The sequence below is a fragment of the Promicromonospora sp. NFX87 genome (genome assembly GCF_048564965.1).
GTDB lineage: Bacteria > Actinomycetota > Actinomycetes > Actinomycetales > Cellulomonadaceae > Promicromonospora.
Genome location: NZ_CP183413.1, coordinates 846,463 through 867,826 on the forward strand (window position 1 = coordinate 846,463; position 21,364 = coordinate 867,826).

A 21,364-nucleotide genomic window follows, 5' to 3' on the forward strand; every position below is an offset into this window, starting at 1 on the left:
CGGTCAGCGGCACAGCCGCTGACCGCCGGGCCCCCGCGAATCGGAGAGGAAGAACATGAGACGGTTCACCCGCCTCGGCGCGGTGCTCCTGCTGGCGCTGGGGCTCGCGGCGCCTGTCGCGGTACCCGCCGCCATGGCTCCTGCCGCCGCGCACGGCGGCAAGATCGACATCGAGGTCGGCACGGACGGCGCCGGCGGCGTCTCGGCGGCGCTGGCCTGGGCGGGCGACGGGCACCCGGTCGAGGAGTCGGCAGTCGTCGTCGTGCGGGCGGTGTCCGACGACGGCGACGAGGTCGGCCCCGTCACGCTCGTCTCCGCGTCCGAGGGGGTCGGCTGGTACCGCTCCGAGCCCGAGCTGCTCGGCGAGGGGCACTGGACGGTGACAGCGCAGGTGAAGGAGCCGAAGAAGGCAGAGGTCGAGGTGGAGGTCGACGTCGTCGCCCCGGCCGCTCCGCCGTCCGAGTCCGCAGCGCCCGAGTCCGAGTCCGGGTCCGGGTCGGACGGCTCGGAGGCCGCAGGGGTCAACCCCGAGGCGGACGCCGCCGGCGCGCCGGCGTCCGCGGGCGACGGGTCGCCGTCGTCCGGCGGTCTGCCGGCATGGACCGGCTGGGCGCTGGCGGCGCTCGTGGTCGCGGGAGCGGCGACCGTCGTCGTCCTGCGCAGGCGGGCGACCTGACCGAAGACCGATGGGTACGACCGGCGACGCCGGACCGTCACGCACAGGAGGAAAGAAAAATGGCACGACCGATCACCCTGTTCACCGGCCAGTGGGCCGACCTGCCGCTCGAGGAGGTCGCGAGTCTCGCCTCGAAGTGGGGCTACGAGGGCCTCGAGCTGGCCTGCTGGGGCGACCACCTCGACCCGTGGCGCTGGGACGACGACGAGTACGTCGCCGGGCGTCTGGAGCTGCTGGAGCGGCACGGCCTGAAGGTGTGGGCGATCTCGAACCACCTCAAGGGCCAGGCCGTCTGCGACGACCCCATCGACCAGCGGCACCGGGACATCGTCTCGGACCGCGTATGGGGCGACGGCGACCCCGAGGGCGTGCGGCAGCGTGCCGCCGAGGAGATGAAGAACACCGCGCGGCTGGCGGCCAAGCTCGGGGTGAAGACCGTCGTCGGCTTCACGGGCTCCGCCATCTGGAAGTACGTGGCGATGTTCCCGCCCGTCTCCGACGCCACGATCGAGGCCGGCTACCAGGACTTCGCCGACCGCTGGAACCCGATCCTCGACGTGTTCGACGAGGTAGGCGTGAAGTTCGCGCACGAGGTGCACCCCAGCGAGATCGCCTACGACTACTGGACCACCGTGCGGACCCTCGAGGCGATAGGCCACCGCGAGGCGTTCGGCCTGAACTGGGACCCGAGCCACATGGTGTGGCAGGACCTGGACCCGGTCAGCTTCCTCTGGGACTTCAAGGACCGGATCTACCACGTGGACTGCAAGGACACGAAGAAGCGCATGACGAACGGCCGCAACGGCCGCATGGGCTCGCACCTGCCGTGGGCCGACCCGCGCCGCGGCTGGGACTTCGTGTCGACCGGGCACGGAGACGTCCCGTGGGAGGACGCGTTCCGGATGCTCAACACGATCGGCTACGACGGCCCGATCTCCGTGGAGTGGGAGGACGCCGGCATGGACCGCCTCGTCGGTGCCCCGGAGGCACTCGAGTTCGTGCGCACCCACGCGTTCGACGCGCCGGACTCCGCGTTCGACGCGGCCTTCTCCACACGCTGACGTCGACGACGCGCTGAACAGGGCTGAACAGGGAGGTACGACCAGGAACGAACGGACAGGCCTCGCCGTCGCGGTACGACGGCGGAGGTGCGTGAGGACCGGGCCCCGGACGAATGGGATGCGGACGAGGCCCGGCCTGCGTGACGAAACTCGACGAGGAGCTGCATCACGTATGAAGCCTATCCAGGCACGCGCGCGAGCGCGCCAAAAGAAGACGTTCGCCGTGGCCGCGGCGGCCGCGCTGGTCGGTTCGGCCCTCCTGGCCACGCCGACGGCGTCCGCCCACCCGGGCCACCCGAGCCACGAGACCCAGGACGTGGAGGCAGCGGCCGACACCGACTGGGGCAACTACGAGAAGATCCTGCTCACCAAGGACGTCGGCGAGCCGATCGACATGGCGGTCCTTCCTGACTCGCGGGTGCTGCACACGGCCCGCAACGGCCAGGTGCGCCTGACGGACCCGGCCACCGGGGTCACCAAGCTGGTCAACACCCTCGACGTGTACGCGAACTCCGAGGACGGCCTGCAGGGCATCGCCCTGGCGCCGGACTTCGCGGAGAGCAACGAGGTCTACCTCGTGTACGCGCCGCGGGACGCCGACGGCGACGGTGCGGCGGACACGCCAGCGGGCAACGCACCCAACACGCTGCCCGCGGGCGAGGACGAGAGCTACTGGGACCGGTGGGTGGGCGTCAACCGCCTGTCGAGGTTCACGTTCACCGGTGACGCGCTGGACCCGGCCTCGGAGCAGCCGATCCTCGACGTCGAGGTGCAGCGCGGCCAGTGCTGCCACGTCGGCGCGGACATCGACTTCGACGGCGACGGCAACCTCTACCTGTCGACGGGTGACAACACCCCGGCCGGCACGCCCGGCGCCAACGGGTACGCCCCGAACAACGACGCCCCGAACATGAACCCGGGCTTCGACGCCCGTCGTGGTGCGGGGAGCACCAACGACCTGCGCGGCAAGATCCTGCGGATCGACGTGAAGGACGAGATCCCGGCCGGCGCCCCGCCGGGGGCCGGCAGCACGTACGACATCCCCGAGGGCAACCTGTTCGCCCCGGGCACCGAGGGCACCCGCCCCGAGATCTTCGTGATGGGTGTGCGCAACCCGTTCCGCATCGAGGTGGACCCGGAGACCAGCTCGCTCACCTGGGCGGACTACGGCCCCGACGCCGGCGCGGCGAACCCGGACCGCGGGCCGATGGGCTACGTGGAGTGGAACGCCGTCGGGCTCGACGACCCGCACAACTCCGGGTGGCCGTACTGCCACGGACCGAACGCGGCCTACAACGAGTGGAACTTCGAGACGGCGACGCCGCGCGAGTTCTTCGACTGCGCGGCCCCCGTCAACAACTCCCGCTGGAACACCGGCCTCACCGAGCTTCCGCCGGCCCGGGCCGCGACCCTGTACTACGGCGACCAGCCGGGGCAGCAGCCGCGCGACGAGCTCGTGAACTTCGGCTCCGGCACGGGACAGGGACCGATGGGCGGCCCGGTCTACCACTACGACGCGGACGAGACCGCGCCGGGCAAGTTCCCTGCGGTCTGGGACGGCAAGGCGTTCTTCGGGGAGTTCTCGCAGGACTACCTCGCGGCGTTCAGCGTGGACTGGTCCACGTACGAGGTGGGCGAGATCGAGGACTTCTTCCCCAACACCGCGCTGGAGGCGGCGGGGATGTTCCGCAACGACAACCCGATCGACCTCGAGTTCGGCGCGGACGGCTCCCTGTACGTGCTGGAGTACGGCGACGGCTTCTTCCGGCAGAACCCCGACTCCGGGCTGTACCGGATCGACTACGCGGAGGGCAACAAGGCGCCCCAGGCACGGTTCACGGCCACGCCGTCATCGTCGTCGTCCGCACCCGTGGAGGTCTCGTTCGACGCGTCCGCCTCGACCGACCCCGACGGTGACGCGCTGACGTACGAGTGGGACTTCGACGGCGACGGGACGTTCGACGCCAGCGGCGCCCAGGCGACCCACACCTACACCGAGCTCGACGTGTACACGGCCCGGCTCCGGGTCACCGACGCGCGAGCCAAGTTCTCGCTGACCTCGCAGGAGATCAGCGTCGGCAACCAGGCACCCGAGGTCACCGTCGAGTTCCCGGCCGACGGCGGCTTCTTCGACTGGGGCGACGCGGTGCCGTTCCAGGTCACCACGCAGGACGCCGAGGACGGCAGCGAGACGGTCTGCAGCCGCGTCGCCTGGTCCTACGGGCTCGGCCACGACGAGCACGCCCACCCCGAGGTGTCCGGCACGGGCTGCACAGGCGTCTTCCCGACCGACCCCAACTCCCCGGAGCACGGCGCCGGCTCGCACCTGTACGGCGCGGTCGTCGTCACCTACACCGACAACGGGGCCAACGGCCTGCCGCCCGCGAAGGGCGAGGCCACCCTGCGCCTTAACCCGAAGCTGCAGGAGGCGGAGCACGCGACCCTCAAGGGCGTCGAGGTGGTCCAGGACGAGGCGGCCTCGGCCGGCGCGTACGTCGACGGCCTGGCGAAGCGTGACTCGGTAGCCCTGGAGCGGGTCAACCTGTCCGGCATCGACAGCGCCACCGCGAAGATCCGCGGCAAGGGCACTGTCGAGCTGCGCTGGGGCTCGCCCAAGGCGAAGCCGTTCGCCAGCGCCAGGGTCAACGCCCGAGCCTGGCAGGACGTCGACCTGCAGTTCCGGGACCGCAGCACCACAGGAACGCTCTACATCACCGCGACCGGCGGCCTCGATGTGGACGCGATCACGATGGTCGGCGAGGGCGTCGGCGCGCCCTCCGCGGCCGCACAGAGCTCGACCGGCCCGACCGGGGCCGCTCAGACCGAAGGAGAGCAGTGATGGAATCACGCACTGACGTCAACCGCAGGAACTTCCTGAGGCTGGCCGGCGGCACCGTGGCCGTGGGTGCGGCCACGCTGGCCGGGGCCGGGCTCGCGGGCACCGCAGCCGCCTCGACCCTCGCGCCCGCCGCGGAGACCGCAGCCGCGACCGTCGGCCGCGGCCGGGTGCTCGTGCCCGCCGGCCACATCGGCATCCAGCTGTACTCGATCAGGGACAAGGTCTCCTCGCTCGGCTTCCGCACCGTGTTCGAGCGGCTCGCCGACATGGGCTACGCCGAGGTCGAGTTCGCCGGGTACACGCAGGGTCAGGTCGGGGCGATCACCCCCGAGGAGATCCGGCAGCTGCTCGACGACAACGGCCTGCGCGCCGTCGGGTCGCACCGCGGCATCGCCGACTTCGCGAACAACATGGAGCGCGAGCTCGACATCGCCGAGATCCTCGGCATGGAGCACATCGGCACCGCGCAGGCGCCCACGAACGACCGCACGGTCGCGGGCTACCTCGCCGCCGCCGAGCAGTTCAACGGCTTCGGCGCGGCAGCGCGCGCTCGCGGCCTGAAGTTCTACCAGCACAACCACGACGGCGAGTTCAGCTTCGCCACCGACGACCCGGACGTCCGGCTCTACGACGTCTTCTACGACAACACCGACCCGAGGAAGGTCTTCCTCGAGATGGACGTCTACTGGGCGTTCGTGGGCAAGCACCGCTACCCGGGCTTCGAGCCGGTGGACTACGTCAAGCGCAACCCGCACCGCTACCCGCTCCTGCACCTCAAGGACGGCGACGCGAACCCGGCGAACACCGGGGGCTACGACATCGTGGAGTTCGGTGCCGGCGACCTGCCGTACACCGAGTTCCTGTCGGCGCTCGCGGGCTCGGGCCGCCGGCACGGCATCTGGGAGCAGGACAACGCCGCCACGGTGGCCGCGCCCGGCTTCCCGGTGGACTCGTTCGGCAACGCCGAGCGGTCGTACGTCGAGATCCGGTCGCTGCGCGCCGAGCGCTGCTGATCCGGTAGGGGAACGAGGGGTGTGGCCGACGCCGTCCGGCGTCGGCCACACCTCTTCCTGTCGGACGGCGACGCCGCCTGGCTACCAGTCCTCTTGACGGGTCTTCTGGCGGGCCGTCCGGAGGAGGACCACGTCGTCGTGCTCCAGCCCGCCCACCACATAGGTGCGCTTGCCGACCACCTCGAAGCCGTGCTTCCGGTAGAAGGCCTGGGCGCGCAGGTTCTGCGCGTTCGTCGCGAGCCAGTAGGGCAGGCCGGGACCGAGCTCGTCCGCCACCTCGGACGCTGCTCGCATGAGCGCCCCGGAGACGCCGCCGCCCTGTACGTCCGGCTGCACGTAGATCTTGGACAGCTCGACGTAGGGAGCCGGCCGCCCGCTCGCCTCCTGGACGGTCGCGGCCTCGGCAGCGCCCTCGGGGGTGCCGAGGACGAGGAGCGCGTAGCCGAGCAGACGCGCGCCGTCGTCGTACACGAACAGCGCGTGCCGGTCGCTGGTCGCCCACTCACGGAATCGCGCGGGGGTCAGCTTCTGCGCGATGTGCGTCGCCATCTCGGAGCGCGAGGCCTCCGGCGGGCAGGCAAGGGGGAAGGTCAGGGCGGCAAGCCACGCGACCTCGGCCGCGTCGTCGGCGGTGGCCCTGCGCACGCCGCCGGGTGTGGTGGTGCGCTGTGCTTCGGCGGTCTCGGTGGGCTCGTCGGTGGGAGTCTCAGCGGGGGCGGGGGACGCGGCCCCGGGCTCGGATGTCACTGTCCGAACGTAGTACGAGGCTCGAAGCGGCGATCAGGAGGCCCGAACCGGAAAATGCCGGTGCTGGACAGGCCAACGGCGGGTCGGTCCGGCGGCGTGGAGGGGCGTGGCGAGCTGTTCGACGTGGCCCCCGTCACAAGCGTCGTACCAGGGGGTGTCATGACTTGTTCAAAACAGGCCCTGACCTGCGGAAACGCAGTGTGCCGCAGGCCACTCCGAGCGAAGTGGCGTCCACGGGGGATCGTGTGTAATGTTCTCCAGGTCAGCCCGCCGGGCAGACGGACACCGACCGGAAACGGACGGGTGGCCGCGCCGGGGCTGGAACCCACATCGCAGGACCGGGAAGCTTTGTGTTCCCCGGAACAAGATGTGGTGCCGCATTCGGCAGGCAGATGCAATTCCTTCGTTTCTGAGAAACGGAAGCGAATTTGATCGGCCGAAAGAACGTGGTAGGTTATGGAAAGCAGAAATGCTTCGGATGACCGAAGAATTCTCCCCGGCTGAGAGGCCAGAGAGGATTTGGAAAAGTCCGAAAGAGCCTGGTAAGTTACAGGCACTGCCCCGGACAGGGAAGCGATCGGAAAGATTGCGGATCTGACGGTGTGCGTCGGTTGTTTGAGAACTCAACAGTGTGCTTGATAGTCAATGCCAATGTTTTAACCCCTTGCGGGTGTGGCATCGTCTGACCGTCCGGTTAGTCGGGTCGCATCATGTGGGGGTTGTTTTGGACAGATCTTAATCATCAGATTGGTCTGGCCGGTATCATTGTTCACGCTCACTTCGGTGGGTGTGGATGTTTCTCTTTTACGGAGAGTTTGATCCTGGCTCAGGACGAACGCTGGTGGCGTGCTTAACACATGCAAGTCGAACGGTGAAGCCCAGCTTGCTGGGTGGATCAGTGGCGAACGGGTGAGTAACACGTGAGCAACCTGCCCCCTACTTCGGGATAAGCCTTGGAAACGAGGTCTAATACCGGATATGAGCACCGACCGCATGGTGGGTGTTGGAAAGTTTTTCGGTGGGGGATGGGCTCGCGGCCTATCAGCTTGTTGGTGGGGTAATGGCCTACCAAGGCGTCGACGGGTAGCCGGCCTGAGAGGGCGACCGGCCACACTGGGACTGAGACACGGCCCAGACTCCTACGGGAGGCAGCAGTGGGGAATATTGCACAATGGGCGAAAGCCTGATGCAGCGACGCCACGTGAGGGATGACGGCCTTCGGGTTGTAAACCTCTTTCAGCAGGGAAGAAGCGAAAGTGACGGTACCTGCAGAAGAAGCGCCGGCTAACTACGTGCCAGCAGCCGCGGTAATACGTAGGGCGCAAGCGTTGTCCGGAATTATTGGGCGTAAAGAGCTCGTAGGCGGTCTGTCGCGTCTGGTGTGAAATCCCATGGCTCAACTGTGGGCTTGCATCGGGTACGGGCAGACTAGAGTGCTGTAGGGGAGACTGGAATTCCTGGTGTAGCGGTGGAATGCGCAGATATCAGGAGGAACACCGATGGCGAAGGCAGGTCTCTGGGCAGTTACTGACGCTGAGGAGCGAAAGCATGGGGAGCGAACAGGATTAGATACCCTGGTAGTCCATGCCGTAAACGTTGGGCACTAGGTGTGGGGCGGGTTCCACTCGTTCTGTGCCGCAGCTAACGCATTAAGTGCCCCGCCTGGGGAGTACGGCCGCAAGGCTAAAACTCAAAGGAATTGACGGGGGCCCGCACAAGCGGCGGAGCATGCGGATTAATTCGATGCAACGCGAAGAACCTTACCAAGGCTTGACATGTACGAGAACGCGTCAGAGATGACGAACTCTTTGGACACTCGTACACAGGTGGTGCATGGTTGTCGTCAGCTCGTGTCGTGAGATGTTGGGTTAAGTCCCGCAACGAGCGCAACCCTTATCCTATGTTGCCAGCGGGTCATGCCGGGGACTCATGGGAGACTGCCGGGGTCAACTCGGAGGAAGGTGGGGATGACGTCAAATCATCATGCCCCTTATGTCTTGGGCTTCACGCATGCTACAATGGCCGGTACAGAGGGCTGCGATACCGTGAGGTGGAGCGAATCCCAAAAAGCCGGTCTCAGTTCGGATCGGGGTCTGCAACTCGACCCCGTGAAGTCGGAGTCGCTAGTAATCGCAGATCAGCAACGCTGCGGTGAATACGTTCCCGGGCCTTGTACACACCGCCCGTCAAGTCACGAAAGTTGGTAACACCCGAAGCTCACGGCCCAACCCGCAAGGGAGGGAGTGGTCGAAGGTGGGACTGGCGATTGGGACTAAGTCGTAACAAGGTAGCCGTACCGGAAGGTGCGGCTGGATCACCTCCTTTCTAAGGAGCTCATCTCCACCAGGCCCCACATAGTGGGGGTCGCCGACCGGCTCTTCGGGTTGGTGCTGGTGGCAGAGGCCAGGCCCAGGCCGTACGCGTCTGGGTTGGTTGCTCATGGGTGGAACATTGACGAAGAGTCGCCCTGTCCGGGCTGACTGCTAGTACGCCAGGTGGTGTCTCCCTCGGGAGGTACGCACGGGTTGGAACGTGGTCTTCTGGGTGGTGGGGGTTCGCCAAGCACACTGTTGGGTCCTGAGACAACCGGCCGGCCTTGTCCCTCATGAAGTGTTGTGAGTGGGCAAGCAAGGTTGTGTGTTTCTGGATCGAGTACGGGTCACCTGGTTCGTGTCATACCGCCCGCCGGCTTGCCGAGTTGTGGTGGTGCGGGTTTGCCTGGTGGGTTCGTCCGTTGCTTGAGAACTGCATAGTGGACGCGAGCATCTTTGAAATTTTCCAAGATTGCGATCGCGAAACTGTTGGGCCATAGGCTTTCGGGTTTGTGGTTCCTTGTTTTGTGGTCATCTTGGTTTCTGTGATTGTAGTGTTGCCTGAAGTTTTTAAGGGCACATTGGTGGATGCCTTGGCACTAGGAGCCGAAGAAGGACGTTGTAGCCTGCGATAATCCTCGGGGAGTTGGCAGACGAGCTGTGATCCGAGGGTCTCCGAATGGGGGAACCCAGCCGAAGTCATGTTCGGTTACCCGCGCCTGAATGTATAGGGCGTGTGGAGGGAACGTCGGGAAGTGAAACATCTCAGTACCGACAGGAAGAGATATTCCGTGAGTAGTGGCGAGCGAAAGCGGATGAGGCCAAACCGTATGCGTGTCAAGCTGTCAGGCGTTGCGTGTGCGGGGTTGTGGGACCTTCTGGAAGAATCTGACAGTTCTTCAGCCAGTAAGAAAGTCGTGTCATAGTCGAACCGGGTTGAATACCGGACCGTAGTGGGTGGGAGTCCCGTAGACGAAATGGTGCGGCCTGGTTGAGGGGATCCCAAGTAGCACGGGGCCCGTGAAATCTCGTGTGAATCTGGCAAGACCACTTGCTAAGCCTAAATACTACCTAGTGACCGATAGCGGACAAGTACCGTGAGGGAAAGGTGAAAAGTACCCCGGGAGGGAGTGAAATAGTACCTGAAACCGTGTGCCTACAATCCGTCGGAGCCTCCTTGGTAGGGGTGACGGCGTGCCTTTTGAAGAATGAGCCTGCGAGTTAGTGCTCGGTGGCGAGGTTAACCCGTGTGGGGTATCCGTAGCGAAAGCGAGTCCGAATAGGGCGATTCAGTCGCCGGGTCTAGACCCGAAGCGAAGTGATCTAGCCATGGGCAGGTTGAAGCGCCGGTAAGACGGCGTGGAGGACCGAACCCACCAGGGTTGAAAACCTGGGGGATGACCTGTGGTTAGGGGTGAAAGGCCAATCAAACTTCGTGATAGCTGGTTCTCCCCGAAATGCATTTAGGTGCAGCGTCGCGTGTTTCTTACCGGAGGTAGAGCTACTGGATGGCTAATGGGCCTCACCAGGTTACTGACGTCAGCCAAACTCCGAATGCCGGTAAGTCGTAAGCGCGGCAGTGAGACTGCGGGGGATAAGCTCCGTGGTCGAGAGGGAAACAGCCCAGATCATCGGCTAAGGTCCCAAAGCGTGTGCTCAGTGGGAAAGGATGTGGAGTTGCACAGACAACCAGGAGGTTGGCTTAGAAGCAGCCACCCTTGAAAGAGTGCGTAATAGCTCACTGGTCAAGTGATTCCGCGCCGACAATGTAGCGGGGCTCAAGCACACCACCGAAGCCGTGGCACTCACACGTTAGCCCAGCACCAGACTTGTTCTGTGTGTTCAGGTGTGTGGGTGGGTAGGGGAGCGTCGTGTGGGCAGTGAAGTCGCGGAGTGATCCAGCGGTGGAGCCTACACGAGTGAGAATGCAGGCATGAGTAGCGAATGACGGGTGTGAATCCCGTCCGCCGAATGACCAAGGGTTCCAGGGCCAGGTTCATCCGCCCTGGGTAAGTCGGGACCTAAGGCGAGGCCGACAGGCGTAGTCGATGGACAAGGAGTTGATATTCTCCTACCGGCGAAGTACCGCCCATACCGAGCCCGGTGATACTAACCACCCCGGACCTACACCGACACCTTCGGGTGTCATCGTGGGCGAGGCGTGGGACCTGATCCGGTAGTAGGTAAGCGTGTTAACAGGGGTGACGCAGGAAGGTAGCCAGGCGTGGCGATGGTTGTCCATGTCCAAGGTCGTAGCCCGTCCCATAGGCAAATCCGTGGGGCATATAGGGTGAGAGCTGATAGAGACCGTGTATGCGGGAATCTGGTGATCCTATGCTGCCTAGAAAAGCCTCGACGCGAGGGACTAGCCGCCCGTACCCTAAACCGACTCAGGTGGTCAGGTAGAGAATACTAAGGCGATCGAGAGAATCGTGGTTAAGGAACTCGGCAAAATGCCCCCGTAACTTCGGGAGAAGGGGGGCCTGAACCGTTAACCCACTTGCTGGGGGACGCGGGGAGGGCCGCAGAGACCAGGGAGAAGCGACTGTTTACTAAAAACACAGGTCCGTGCGAAGTCGCAAGACGATGTATACGGACTGACGCCTGCCCGGTGCTGGAAGGTTAAGAGGACGAGTCAGCCTTTGGGCGAAGCTCAGAATTTAAGCCCCAGTAAACGGCGGTGGTAACTATAACCATCCTAAGGTAGCGAAATTCCTTGTCGGGTAAGTTCCGACCTGCACGAATGGCGTAACGACTTCTCCGCTGTCTCAACCGCGAACTCGGCGAAATTGCACTACGAGTAAAGATGCTCGTTACGCGCAGCAGGACGGAAAGACCCCGGGACCTTTACTATAGCTTGGTATTGGTGTTCGGTGCGGTTTGTGTAGGATAGGTGGGAGACTGTGAAGCCAGGGCGCCAGCTCGGGTGGAGTCATTGTTGAAATACCACTCTGATCGCTTCGGATGTCTAACCTCGGTCCGTAATCCGGATCAGGGACAGTGCCTGGTGGGTAGTTTAACTGGGGCGGTTGCCTCCTAAAATGTAACGGAGGCGCTCAAAGGTTCCCTCAGCCTGGTTGGCAATCAGGTATCGAGTGCAAGTGCACAAGGGAGCTTGACTGTGAGACCGACAGGTCGAGCAGGGACGAAAGTCGGAACTAGTGATCCGGCGGTGGCTTGTGGAAGCGCCGTCGCTCAACGGATAAAAGGTACCCCGGGGATAACAGGCTGATCTTGCCCAAGAGTCCATATCGACGGCATGGTTTGGCACCTCGATGTCGGCTCGTCGCATCCTGGGGCTGGAGTAGGTCCCAAGGGTTGGGCTGTTCGCCCATTAAAGCGGTACGCGAGCTGGGTTTAGAACGTCGTGAGACAGTTCGGTCCCTATCCGCTGCGCGCGCAGGAAACTTGAGAAGGGCTGTCCCTAGTACGAGAGGACCGGGACGGACGAACCTCTGGTGTGCCAGTTGTTCCGCCAGGAGCATGGCTGGTTGGCTACGTTCGGAAGGGATAACCGCTGAAAGCATCTAAGCGGGAAGCCTGCTTCGAGATGAGGTTTCCATACACCCTTGTGGTGTGAGAGGCACCCAGCAGACCACTGGGTTGATAGGCCGGATGTGGAAGACAGGACTAAAGACTGTCGGAGCTGACCGGTACTAACTGCCGATAACTTCACAACACATCATTACTGTTAATAATGCTCAAGGTTTTGTTTCGCGTCCACTATGCGGTTCCCGAGTCACGGGCACCAAACCCCCTGTCACCCGACCGCCCTCTTTATGTGGGTTGGTCAGGGGTGACGGAGACGGGTTTTGCCTTCTCGATAGTGTTACGGTGGTCTTAGCGTGGGGGAAACGCCCGGTCCCATTCCGAACCCGGAAGCTTAGCCCTACAGCGCCGATGGTACTGCCCTGGAGACGGGGTGGGAGAGTAGGACGCCGCCGGACAACCATTCCCAGCAAGGGGGTGGAGCCAGCATGACCCTTACGGGTCGTGCGGGGCTCCACCCCCTTCCTGCATTCCCCTGCAGTTTTCGGCCGAGATCTCACAGCGAACGCGCGGGTATCCGGGAGATCGAACGCCCTCCGGCGACTAGACTTGCGGCATGTCCACCATCTCCCGTGACGAGGTTGCGCGCGTGGCTGCGCTGGCACGGATCGACCTGCGACCGGACGAGGTCTCGCGCCTGGCCGGTGAGCTCGACGTGATCGTCGAGTCCATCGCTCGCGTGAGCGAAGTCGCTACCGCAGACGTGCCGGCAACGAGCCACCCCCTCCCGCTGACGAACGTGTTCCGAGACGACGTACCGGAGCCTGCCCTGCCGATACAGGACGTACTGGCCGGCGCGCCGCGGCAGGAGAACGGACGGTTCGCCGTCCCGCAGATCCTCGGCGAAGAGTGATGGGAACCAACGACATGACACAGGACATCACCAGGCTCAGCGCCTCCGACCTCGCGTCCGCGCTGAGGAACAAGGACGTCACCAGCGTCGAGGCGACGCAGGCACACCTGGACCGGATCGCCGCCGTGGACGGGGACCTGCACGCGTTCCTGCACGTCTCCTCCGAGAAGGCGCTGGCCACCGCCGCGGAGATCGACGCGAAGCGCGCCGCCGGCGAGGAGCTGCACCCGCTCGCCGGTGTACCCATCGCCGTCAAGGACGTCGTGGTGACCAAGGGGCTGCCCACGACTGCCGGCTCGAAGATCCTCGAGGACTGGATCCCGCCGTACGACGCGACGCTCGTGGAGCGCATCAAGGCCGCGGGCCTGCCGATCCTCGGCAAGACCAACATGGACGAGTTCGCCATGGGCTCGTCGACCGAGCACTCGGCGTACGGCAACACCAAGAACCCCTGGGACCTGGACCGCATCCCCGGCGGGTCCGGCGGTGGCTCGGCCGCTGCTGTCGCTGGCTTCGAGGCGCCGCTGGCCATCGGGACCGACACCGGTGGCTCCATCCGCCAGCCCGGCGCCGTCACCGGCACCGTCGGCGTGAAGCCCACCTACGGTGGCGTCTCGCGCTACGGCCTGATCGCCATGGCGTCATCGCTCGACCAGGCGGGTCCCGTCACCCGCACCGTGCTCGACGCCGCACTGCTGCACGAGCTGATCGGCGGGCACGACCCGCACGACTCGACGTCGATCAACGAGCCGGTGCCCGGCGTCGTCGCCGCTGCACAGCAGGGTGCCAAGGGTGACCTGAAGGGCCTGCGGGTCGGCGTCGTCAAGGAGCTGTCGGGCGAGGGCTACCAGGCCGGCGTGTCCGCGCGGTTCGACGAGTCGCTCGACCAGCTGCGCGCGCTGGGCGCCGAGATCGTCGAGGTCTCCTGCCCGAGCTTCGGCTACGCGCTGGACGCCTACTACCTGATCATGCCCGCCGAGGCCTCCAGCAACCTGGCCAAGTTCGACGGCATGCGGTTCGGCCTGCGCGTCGAGCCCGCCGAGGGCCCGGTCACCGCGGAACGCGTCATGGGCGCCACGCGCGGGGCCGGCTTCGGCGACGAGGTCAAGCGCCGCATCATCCTCGGCACGTACGCCCTCTCCGCCGGCTACTACGACGCCTACTACGGCAGCGCGCAGAAGGTCCGCACGTTGATCCAGCGCGACTTCGCCGCGGCGTTCGAGCAGGCCGACGTGCTGGTCTCGCCGACGGCGCCGACCACCGCGTTCAAGTTCGGCGAGAAGCTCGACGACCCGCTCGCGATGTACCTCAACGACATCGCGACGATCCCGGCCAACCTCGCCGGTGTCCCCGGCATGTCCCTGCCGAACGGACTGTCCGACGACGGCCTGCCCGTCGGGTTCCAGATCCTGGCGCCCGCGAAGGCGGACGACCGGCTGTACCGCGTGGGCGCGGCCCTCGAGGCGGCCCTCGAGTCGCGCTGGGGCGGCCCTCTCCTGAACAAGGCACCCGAACTCAAGACCACGGAGCTCGCCCGATGACCGCCGCAACGACGACCGGACTGGTCGCCTACGAGGACGCCGTCCGCCGCTACGACCCGGTGCTGGGCATCGAGGTCCACGTCGAGCTCGGCACGCTCACCAAGATGTTCTGCGCGGCCGAGGTCGCCTACGGCGGCGAGCCCAACACCCAGGTGACCCCGGTGAGCCTCGGGCTGCCGGGTGCGCTGCCGGTGGTCAACGGCAAGGCCGTCGAGTACGCGATCCGGATCGGTCTGGCGCTGAACTGCACCATCGCCGAGAGCTGCCGCTTCGCCCGGAAGAACTACTTCTACCCGGACGTGCCGAAGAACTTCCAGACGTCGCAGTACGACGAGCCGATCGCCTTCGACGGCTGGATCGACATCGAGCTGGACGACGGCGAGGTGTTCCGCGTCGAGATCGAGCGCGCGCACATGGAGGAGGACGCCGGCAAGAACACCCACGTGGGTGGCGCGACCGGCCGCATCCAGGGCGCCGAGTACTCGCTCGTCGACTACAACCGCGCGGGCATCCCGCTCGTGGAGATCGTCACGCGGCCCATCGAGGGCGCGGGTGAGCGCGCCCCCGAGGTGGCGCGCGCCTACGTGCAGACGCTGCGCGACATCTTCCGTTCGCTCGACGTCTCCGAGGCCCGGATGGAGCGCGGCAACGTCCGCGCGGACGTGAACCTGTCGCTGCGCCCGACGCCGGAGTCCCCCCTGGGCACCCGGACCGAGACCAAGAACGTCAACTCGTTCCGCTCGATCGAGCGCGCGGTCCGCTACGAGGTGTCCCGCCAGGCGGGCGTGCTCGACGCCGGTCTGACGGTCATCCAGGAGACTCGCCACTTCCACGAGGAGGACGGCACCACGTCGTCGGGCCGCGTGAAGTCGGACGCCGAGGACTACCGGTACTTCCCCGAGCCCGACCTGGTGCCCGTGGCACCGAGCCGCGAGTGGGTCGAGGAGATCCGGGCGACGCTCCCGGAGATGCCGGTCGCACGCCGCCGTCGGCTCCAGACCGAGTGGGGCTACGCCGACGCCGAGATGCGCGACGTCGTCAACGCGGGCGCCATGGACCTCATCGAGGCCACCGTCGCCGCGGGCACCAGCTCCGCGGGCGCACGCAAGTGGTGGATGGGCGAGCTGGCCCGGCGGGCCAACCAGGACGAGGTCACGCTCGAGGACCTCGCGGTGACCCCGGCGCAGATCGCGCAGCTGCAGGGGCTCGTCGACTCCGGCCGGCTCAACGACAAGCTCGCCCGCCAGGTGCTCGACGGCGTGCTCGCCGTCGAGGGCGACCCGGAGGCGGTCGTCGTGTCCCGTGGCCTGGAGATCGTGTCCGACGACGGCCCGCTGCTCGCCGCCATCGACGACGCCCTCGCGGCCCAGCCCGACATCGTGGAGAAGGTCCGTGGTGGCAACCAGGGGCCGATCGGCGCGATCATCGGCGCGGTCATGAAGACGACGAGGGGCCAGGCGGACGCGAAGCGGGTCCGCGAGCTGGTGCTGGATCGGATCGGCTCGTGAGTCTGGGTTCGAGGGCGGGCAGGTGACCCGCGGGCCGCTCCTGCGCGGCGAGATGATGCGGCTGCGCCCCATCGAGGGTCGTGACGCGGAACGCCTGTGGGAGGCGGTGCAGGATCCGGAGGGAACCCGGCTGACGGGGACCACCGCGACGTTCACGCGCGAGCAGATCAACGAGTGGGCGAGCACGGTCAGCGACCGGCCGGGCCGCTACGACTGGGCGATCTGCCCCGCCGCGATGCGGGACGGCAAGCCGGTCAGCGACGACATGATCGGCGAGATCGTGCTCAACGACCTCGACGAGGACGTCCGCTCGGCGAACCTGCGGCTCCAGCTCCTCCCGAACTACCGGGGCCGCGGGTACGGCCGGGAAGCCATCCAGGAGGTGCTCCGGTTCGCCTTCGACGGTGTCGACGGCGAACCGGGGCTCGGCCTGCACCGGGTGAGCCTGGACGTGCTCAGCATCAACCCGCGCGCGCAGGCGCTGTACGAGTCGCTCGGCTTCCGTGAGGAGGGTCGGCTGCGGGACATCTACCGCGACGGCGACACCTGGGCGGACGCCGTGGTGATGAGCATCCTCGAGGACGAGTACCGGGCGATGTCGCGCTCGTAGGGCACACCGCGGATCCTTCGACGGGTCCGCGGCCACGGGAGTGCCCTACGGCCCGCCGGTGATGTAGGCCGTCAGCTGGTCGCGCTCGGCCTGCACCTCGGCGATCCGGTGCTTGACGACGTCGCCGATGCTCACGATCCCGGTCAGCCGGGTCTCGACGAGCACGGGGACGTGCCGGACACGGTGCTCCGTCATCAGGGGCATCAGCTCGTCGAGCGTCGCCTCGGGCCCGCAGGTGTGCACCGCGGCGGTCATGATCGCGTCCACCGGGCCGTCCAGGATGCCGTCGCCGTCCGAGTGCAGGCGGCGGACGACGTCGCGCTCGCTCACGATCCCGTCGACGGTCGCGCCGTCGTCCGACACCACTACCGCGCCTATGCCGTGCCGGGCGAGGAGGGCGAGCAGATCACGCACGCTCCGGTCGCGGGAGATGGTGACGACGGAGCCGCCCTTGCGCCGCAAAGCCTCTGTTACCCGCATTCGAGTACCCCCGTCGCGTGCACGCCGGAATCCGCGTCATTGCGGGCCCCTGGTACGACCGTACGGCACCCGGCAGCCTTCAGGTAAGGGGTGAAGCCCGATCGCTCGACCCGATCGCCCGGGCCGATCGCCCGGGAACTGGAGGGACGGGATGCGCCGCCGCTGACGCATCCCGTCCCGGCTAGCGGGGTACGTGCGTCACGAGCACGTGGCCGTCGGCAACGTGTTGTTGCCGTTCTTGTAGACGGTGATCCCGAAGTTGTTGCCCGACCCGTTCGGCGTCGCGGTCAGCGTTCCGGTGCTCCCGGTGACGTTGGCGTTCCAGCTGCTCTGCAGGGACTGGCCGCCGGCGAGGCTGATCCTCGTGGTCCAGCTGTTGGTGCCGCTGACCGAGAGGTTGACGTTGAACCGGTCGCCCCACTCCTGGCCCCGGGTCACGTTGACGGTGCAGGACGTGCCGCCACCGCCCCCGCCGCCGGTCCCGACGGTGATGTTGGAGTTGCCGCTGCTCTGGAAGCCCTCGGTCGCCATGATCTGGTAGTCGTGGCTGCCGAGGTTCATGCCGCGCGCGGCCCAGGCGTCGAAGTGTGCGCCGGCGGAGATGGTGCCACCCGTGCGCTTCCCCTGGCGGACGCTCCAGTACTGCGGGAACGTCCTGGTGCCCTCGATCGACGGCTGGTTGTAGCGCATCGTCCTGTAGATGTCGTAGGTGCCGCCGTCGGTCGTCACGGTGCCCTGGTACTCGCCGGTGGGCCGGTAGGTGCCCCAGTTGTCGACCACGTAGTACTCGACGAGCGGGTTGCGGGTCCACCCGTAGAGCGTGAGGTAGGCGTTGCCGGAGGGGTTGAACGTGCCGGAGTAGCTCACGTTGCGCCGTGCGCCGGTGGCCCAGCCCTTGCCGGCGACGAAGTTGCCGGTGTTGCTCCACTGGGTGGAGTAGTTGCCGCCCGAACCCAGGTTCATCGAGACGGTCCCGGGAGCGTCGGTCCAGAACGAGTAGAAGTACCCGCCGTGGTTGCCGGTCTCGTTGCGGTCGACCGCCGCCGCGGGGACGGCGGATGCCACCATGCCGGCCCCGAGCAGGGCCGCCGTGGCGCCGATGCTCGCCAGCTTGCGCAGCAGGCCGCGGCGTCGGGTTCCGGAGCGCGTAGCAAACGATTTCGATCGGGTGGAGGATTCGGTGGTAAACGTTTTCGCCATGTCGCACCTCGTTGTACGTAGCAGTGAGCAGATACATGCGTGACGCGCACGGGTCCCGAACAGCGGCGTCCAGGTGGCCGGCATCCTTGCAGGCGGGGCCAGTGATCCTGAGGTCGACGGCCCGCCGCTAGACAGTGTGCCCACGGCGCACAGCCGGGTCAAGGGTTTGCGGGTCACCCTGTGGACGCCGGTGTCCGTCGCCGCGGACCGGAGGTAGCGTGCAGGAGCCGCCCACCCCCGCATGGCGTGCGGCCATCCAGCATCGAAGGAGCTGAACAGTCATGAGTCGTCCCCTGCGCTCCCGGACGTCCACCCACGGCCGCAACATGGCCGGAGCCCGCGCCCTCTGGCGCGCCACGGGCATGGGTGCCGAGGACTTCGGGAAGCCGATCATCGCGATCGCGAACTCGTACACGCAGTTCGTGCCGGGGCACGTACACCTCAAGGACATGGGTGACCTCGTGGCGTCGGCGATCCGCGAGGCGGGCGGCGTCGCCAAGGAGTTCAACACGATCGCGGTCGACGACGGCATCGCCATGGGACATGCCGGGATGCTCTACTCCCTGCCCAGCCGCGACCTCATCGCCGACTCGGTCGAGTACATGGTGCAGGCGCACACCGCTGACGCCATCGTGTGCATCTCGAACTGCGACAAGATCACGCCGGGCATGCTCAACGCCGCGCTGCGGCTGAACATCCCGGTGATCTTCGTGTCGGGCGGCCCCATGGAGGCCGGCAAGGCCGTGGTGGCGAACGGTGTCGCCAAGACGCCGCTGAACCTGATCAACGCGATCAACTACTCGGCCGACGAGAACGTCGACGACGCGGCGCTCGGCCTGGTCGAGGAGAACGCCTGCCCCACGTGTGGCTCGTGCTCCGGCATGTTCACCGCGAACTCGATGAACTGCCTCACCGAGGCGCTGGGCCTGTCGCTGCCGGGCAACGGCTCGACGCTCGCGACGCACGCCGCCCGCAAGGAGCTGTTCCTCGAGGCCGGCCGCACCATCGTCGACCTCGCCCGCCGGTACTACGAGGACGAGGACGACACCGCCGCCCCGCGCGGGATCGCCACCAAGGCGGCGTTCGCCAACGCGATGACGCTCGACGTCGCGATGGGCGGCTCCACCAACACGGTGCTGCACATCCTCGCCGCGGCGCAGGAGGCCGAGGTCGACTTCACGCTCTCCGACATCGAGGAGATCAGCCGCCGGGTGCCGTGCCTGTCGAAGGTCGCGCCGAACCACCCGGACTACCACATGGAGGACGTCCACCGCGCGGGCGGCATCCCCGCGCTGCTGGGCGAGCTCGACCGGGGCGGCCTGCTCGACCACGACGTCACCTCGGTGCACACGCCCACGCTGCGCGCGTGGCTCGACGACTGGGACATCCGCGGCGGCAAGGCCACCGAGCGGGCGCTCGGCCTGTTCCACGCGGCCCCGGGTGGGGTGCGCACGACCAAGGCGTTCTCGACGAACAACCAGTGGGAGACGCTGGACACCGACGGTGCCGGCGGCTGCATCCGCTCGGTCGAGCACGCGTACACCGTCGAGGGCGGGCTCGCCGTGCTGCGCGGCAACCTCGCGGAGGACGGCGCCGTGTTCAAGACGGCGGGCGTCGACCCGGACGTGTTCCACTTCGTCGGCAAGGCGCTGGTCTGCGAGTCGCAGGACGAGGCCGTCGAGAAGATCCTGACCAAGCAGGTCGAGCCGGGGCACGTCGTGGTCGTGCGCTACGAGGGCCCCGCCGGCGGACCGGGCATGCAGGAGATGCTCTACCCGACCTCCTACATCAAGGGCCGCGGCCTGGGGAAGGTCGTCGCCCTCATCACGGACGGCCGGTTCTCCGGCGGCTCCAGCGGCATCTCCGTGGGGCACGTCTCCCCGGAGGCGGCCGCGGGCGGCACCATCGGCCTGATCGAGGACGGCGACGAGATCGAGATCGACGTCGACACCCGCATGATCCGGGTCAACGTGCCGGACGACGTGCTCGCCGAGCGCCGCGCCAAGATGGAGTCCTCGGAGCGGCCGTGGCAGCCCGTGGACCGCGACCGGTACGTGTCGCCGGCGCTGCAGGCCTACGCGGCCCTCGCGACGTCGGCCGACAAGGGCGCCGTGCGCGACGTGGCACGGCTCCAGCGCCGCTGACCAGGGCGGGCGCGGCACCTCGGGGCGCCGCGCCCGGACCGGGCTCGGCCGGGCCCGGCAGGGCCCGCGCGGCGGACGACGACGTTCGAGTGTCGGTGACTCGTGCCATGGTGGTGGGGCCCGGACGACGCACACCCCAGGAGTGACCCATGACCGACTCGATCACCGCCGCCGAGTTCACCGCGGCCGAGGGGACGGGTGACTGGCGTGTGCTGAGAACGTCCGCCCTCGCGCGCTTCGCCACCGGCTCGTTCACCCGGGGAGTGCGGCTGGTGACCCGCATCGGCGCCCTCGCGGACGCCGCGAACCACCATCCGGACGTCGACCTGCGCTACGGGTCCGTCACGGTGCGGACCTGGTCGCACGACGTCGGCGGCCTGTCCGCGCGGGACGTCGCGCTCGCCCGGGAGATCTCGATGGCCGCCCGCGAGCTGGACGTCGCGGCGGAACCCGCACGGGTCAGTGACGTCGCCCTGTGCATCGACGCGACGGCGGGCCCCCAGGTGCAGGCGTTCTGGCAGGTGCTGCTGGGCCACGACGCCCAGCCGGACCACGCGGACGACGCCGCCGCGGCGCGGCTGAGCGACCCGGACGGGCGGCTGCCCGCGGTCTGGTTCCAGCGGTCCGACGAGCGGCGGGAGCAGCGCAACCGCATCCACGTGGACGTGTGGGTGCCGTACGACCAGGCCGAGCAACGGGTCGCGGCGGTGCTCGCCGCGGGTGGCCGGCTGGTCACCGACGAGTTCGCTCCGGCGTGGTGGGTGGTCGCCGACGTCGAGGGCAACGAGGCCTGCGTGTCGACGTGGCAGGACCAGCCCTAAAAGATAGTGA

Annotated in this window: 13 protein-coding genes and 3 rRNA genes; 13 read left to right on the forward strand and 3 right to left on the reverse strand. The window is 67.0% G+C overall.

From position 1 onward, the window contains the following. The first annotated feature begins 55 nt into the window (after positions 1-55). The 4 genes from ACNYC2_RS03775 (at position 56) to ACNYC2_RS03790 (ending at position 5,589) form a co-directional block, all read left to right on the forward strand. The gene (locus ACNYC2_RS03775; RefSeq protein WP_419705751.1) at positions 56-676 is read left to right on the forward strand and encodes a hypothetical protein; all 621 of its coding nucleotides are present in this window, start codon (positions 56-58) and stop codon (positions 674-676) included. Between the two features lie 59 nt (positions 677-735). Continuing rightward, a complete protein-coding gene (locus ACNYC2_RS03780) occupies positions 736-1,737 on the forward strand; it encodes a sugar phosphate isomerase/epimerase family protein (RefSeq protein WP_419705752.1) in 1,002 nt (333 codons plus the stop codon). Between the two features lie 172 nt (positions 1,738-1,909). Then, the gene (locus tag ACNYC2_RS03785) at positions 1,910-4,576 is read left to right on the forward strand and encodes a PQQ-dependent sugar dehydrogenase (RefSeq protein ID WP_419705753.1); all 2,667 of its coding nucleotides are present in this window, start codon (positions 1,910-1,912) and stop codon (positions 4,574-4,576) included. Continuing rightward, on the forward strand, positions 4,576-5,589 hold the full coding sequence (locus ACNYC2_RS03790; RefSeq protein ID WP_419705754.1) for a sugar phosphate isomerase/epimerase family protein: 1,014 nt from the start codon (positions 4,576-4,578) through the stop codon (positions 5,587-5,589). Before ACNYC2_RS03785 ends, ACNYC2_RS03790 begins: the two co-directional genes overlap by 1 nt. Before the next feature lie 81 nt (positions 5,590-5,670). On the opposite strand, the gene ACNYC2_RS03795 is transcribed toward ACNYC2_RS03790, so the two are convergent. Continuing rightward, complete coding sequence (locus ACNYC2_RS03795; protein WP_419705755.1) at positions 5,671-6,336, reverse strand: N-acetyltransferase family protein; 666 nt, start codon at positions 6,334-6,336, stop codon at positions 5,671-5,673. 803 nt (positions 6,337-7,139) lie between these two features. On the opposite strand from ACNYC2_RS03795, the gene ACNYC2_RS03800 reads away from it, so the two are divergent. The 7 genes from ACNYC2_RS03800 to ACNYC2_RS03830 all read left to right on the forward strand — a co-directional run bounded on the left by ACNYC2_RS03800 (position 7,140) and on the right by ACNYC2_RS03830 (position 16,709). Continuing rightward, positions 7,140-8,661, forward strand: a 16S ribosomal RNA gene (locus ACNYC2_RS03800). A 547-nt stretch (positions 8,662-9,208) separates the two neighbouring features. Then, positions 9,209-12,327 (forward strand): 23S ribosomal RNA (locus tag ACNYC2_RS03805). A 151-nt stretch (positions 12,328-12,478) separates the two neighbouring features. Continuing rightward, positions 12,479-12,595 (forward strand): 5S ribosomal RNA (rrf, locus tag ACNYC2_RS03810). The 16S, 23S and 5S rRNA genes sit together here, the layout of an rRNA operon. 158 nt (positions 12,596-12,753) lie before the next feature. Beyond that, positions 12,754-13,050: an Asp-tRNA(Asn)/Glu-tRNA(Gln) amidotransferase subunit GatC gene (gene gatC, locus ACNYC2_RS03815; protein ID WP_419705756.1), complete on the forward strand. Its 297-nt coding sequence runs from the start codon at positions 12,754-12,756 to the stop codon at positions 13,048-13,050. Positions 13,051-13,064: 14 nt separating this feature from the next. Further along, complete coding sequence (gene gatA, locus ACNYC2_RS03820) at positions 13,065-14,591, forward strand: Asp-tRNA(Asn)/Glu-tRNA(Gln) amidotransferase subunit GatA (protein ID WP_419705757.1); 1,527 nt, start codon at positions 13,065-13,067, stop codon at positions 14,589-14,591. Further along, the gene (gene gatB / locus ACNYC2_RS03825; protein ID WP_419705758.1) at positions 14,588-16,099 is read left to right on the forward strand and encodes an Asp-tRNA(Asn)/Glu-tRNA(Gln) amidotransferase subunit GatB; all 1,512 of its coding nucleotides are present in this window, start codon (positions 14,588-14,590) and stop codon (positions 16,097-16,099) included. The genes gatA and gatB overlap by 4 nt, the downstream gene beginning before the upstream one ends. 22 nt (positions 16,100-16,121) lie before the next feature. Beyond that, entirely contained in the window at positions 16,122-16,709 is a 588-nt protein-coding gene (locus tag ACNYC2_RS03830) for a GNAT family N-acetyltransferase (RefSeq protein WP_419705759.1), read from the forward strand. Between the two features lie 45 nt (positions 16,710-16,754). Here the strand turns inward: ACNYC2_RS03830 and ACNYC2_RS03835 are convergent, their stop codons facing one another. Together ACNYC2_RS03835 and ACNYC2_RS03840 are read right to left on the reverse strand one after the other, a co-directional pair. Next, on the reverse strand, positions 16,755-17,189 hold the full coding sequence (locus tag ACNYC2_RS03835) for a CBS domain-containing protein (RefSeq protein WP_419705760.1): 435 nt from the start codon (positions 17,187-17,189) through the stop codon (positions 16,755-16,757). A gap of 198 nt (positions 17,190-17,387) precedes the next feature. Further along, the gene (locus ACNYC2_RS03840; RefSeq protein WP_419705761.1) at positions 17,388-18,389 is read right to left on the reverse strand and encodes a glycoside hydrolase family 11 protein; all 1,002 of its coding nucleotides are present in this window, start codon (positions 18,387-18,389) and stop codon (positions 17,388-17,390) included. A 281-nt stretch (positions 18,390-18,670) separates the two neighbouring features. On the opposite strand from ACNYC2_RS03840, the gene ilvD reads away from it, so the two are divergent. Beyond that, positions 18,671-20,533, forward strand: coding sequence for a dihydroxy-acid dehydratase (gene ilvD / locus ACNYC2_RS03845; protein ID WP_419705762.1), 1,863 nt, complete (start codon positions 18,671-18,673; stop codon positions 20,531-20,533). 149 nt (positions 20,534-20,682) lie between these two features. Continuing rightward, positions 20,683-21,354 (forward strand): VOC family protein, encoded by a 672-nt coding sequence (locus ACNYC2_RS03850; protein ID WP_419705763.1) that lies wholly within the window; start codon positions 20,683-20,685, stop codon positions 21,352-21,354. Positions 21,355-21,364 lie beyond the last annotated feature (10 nt).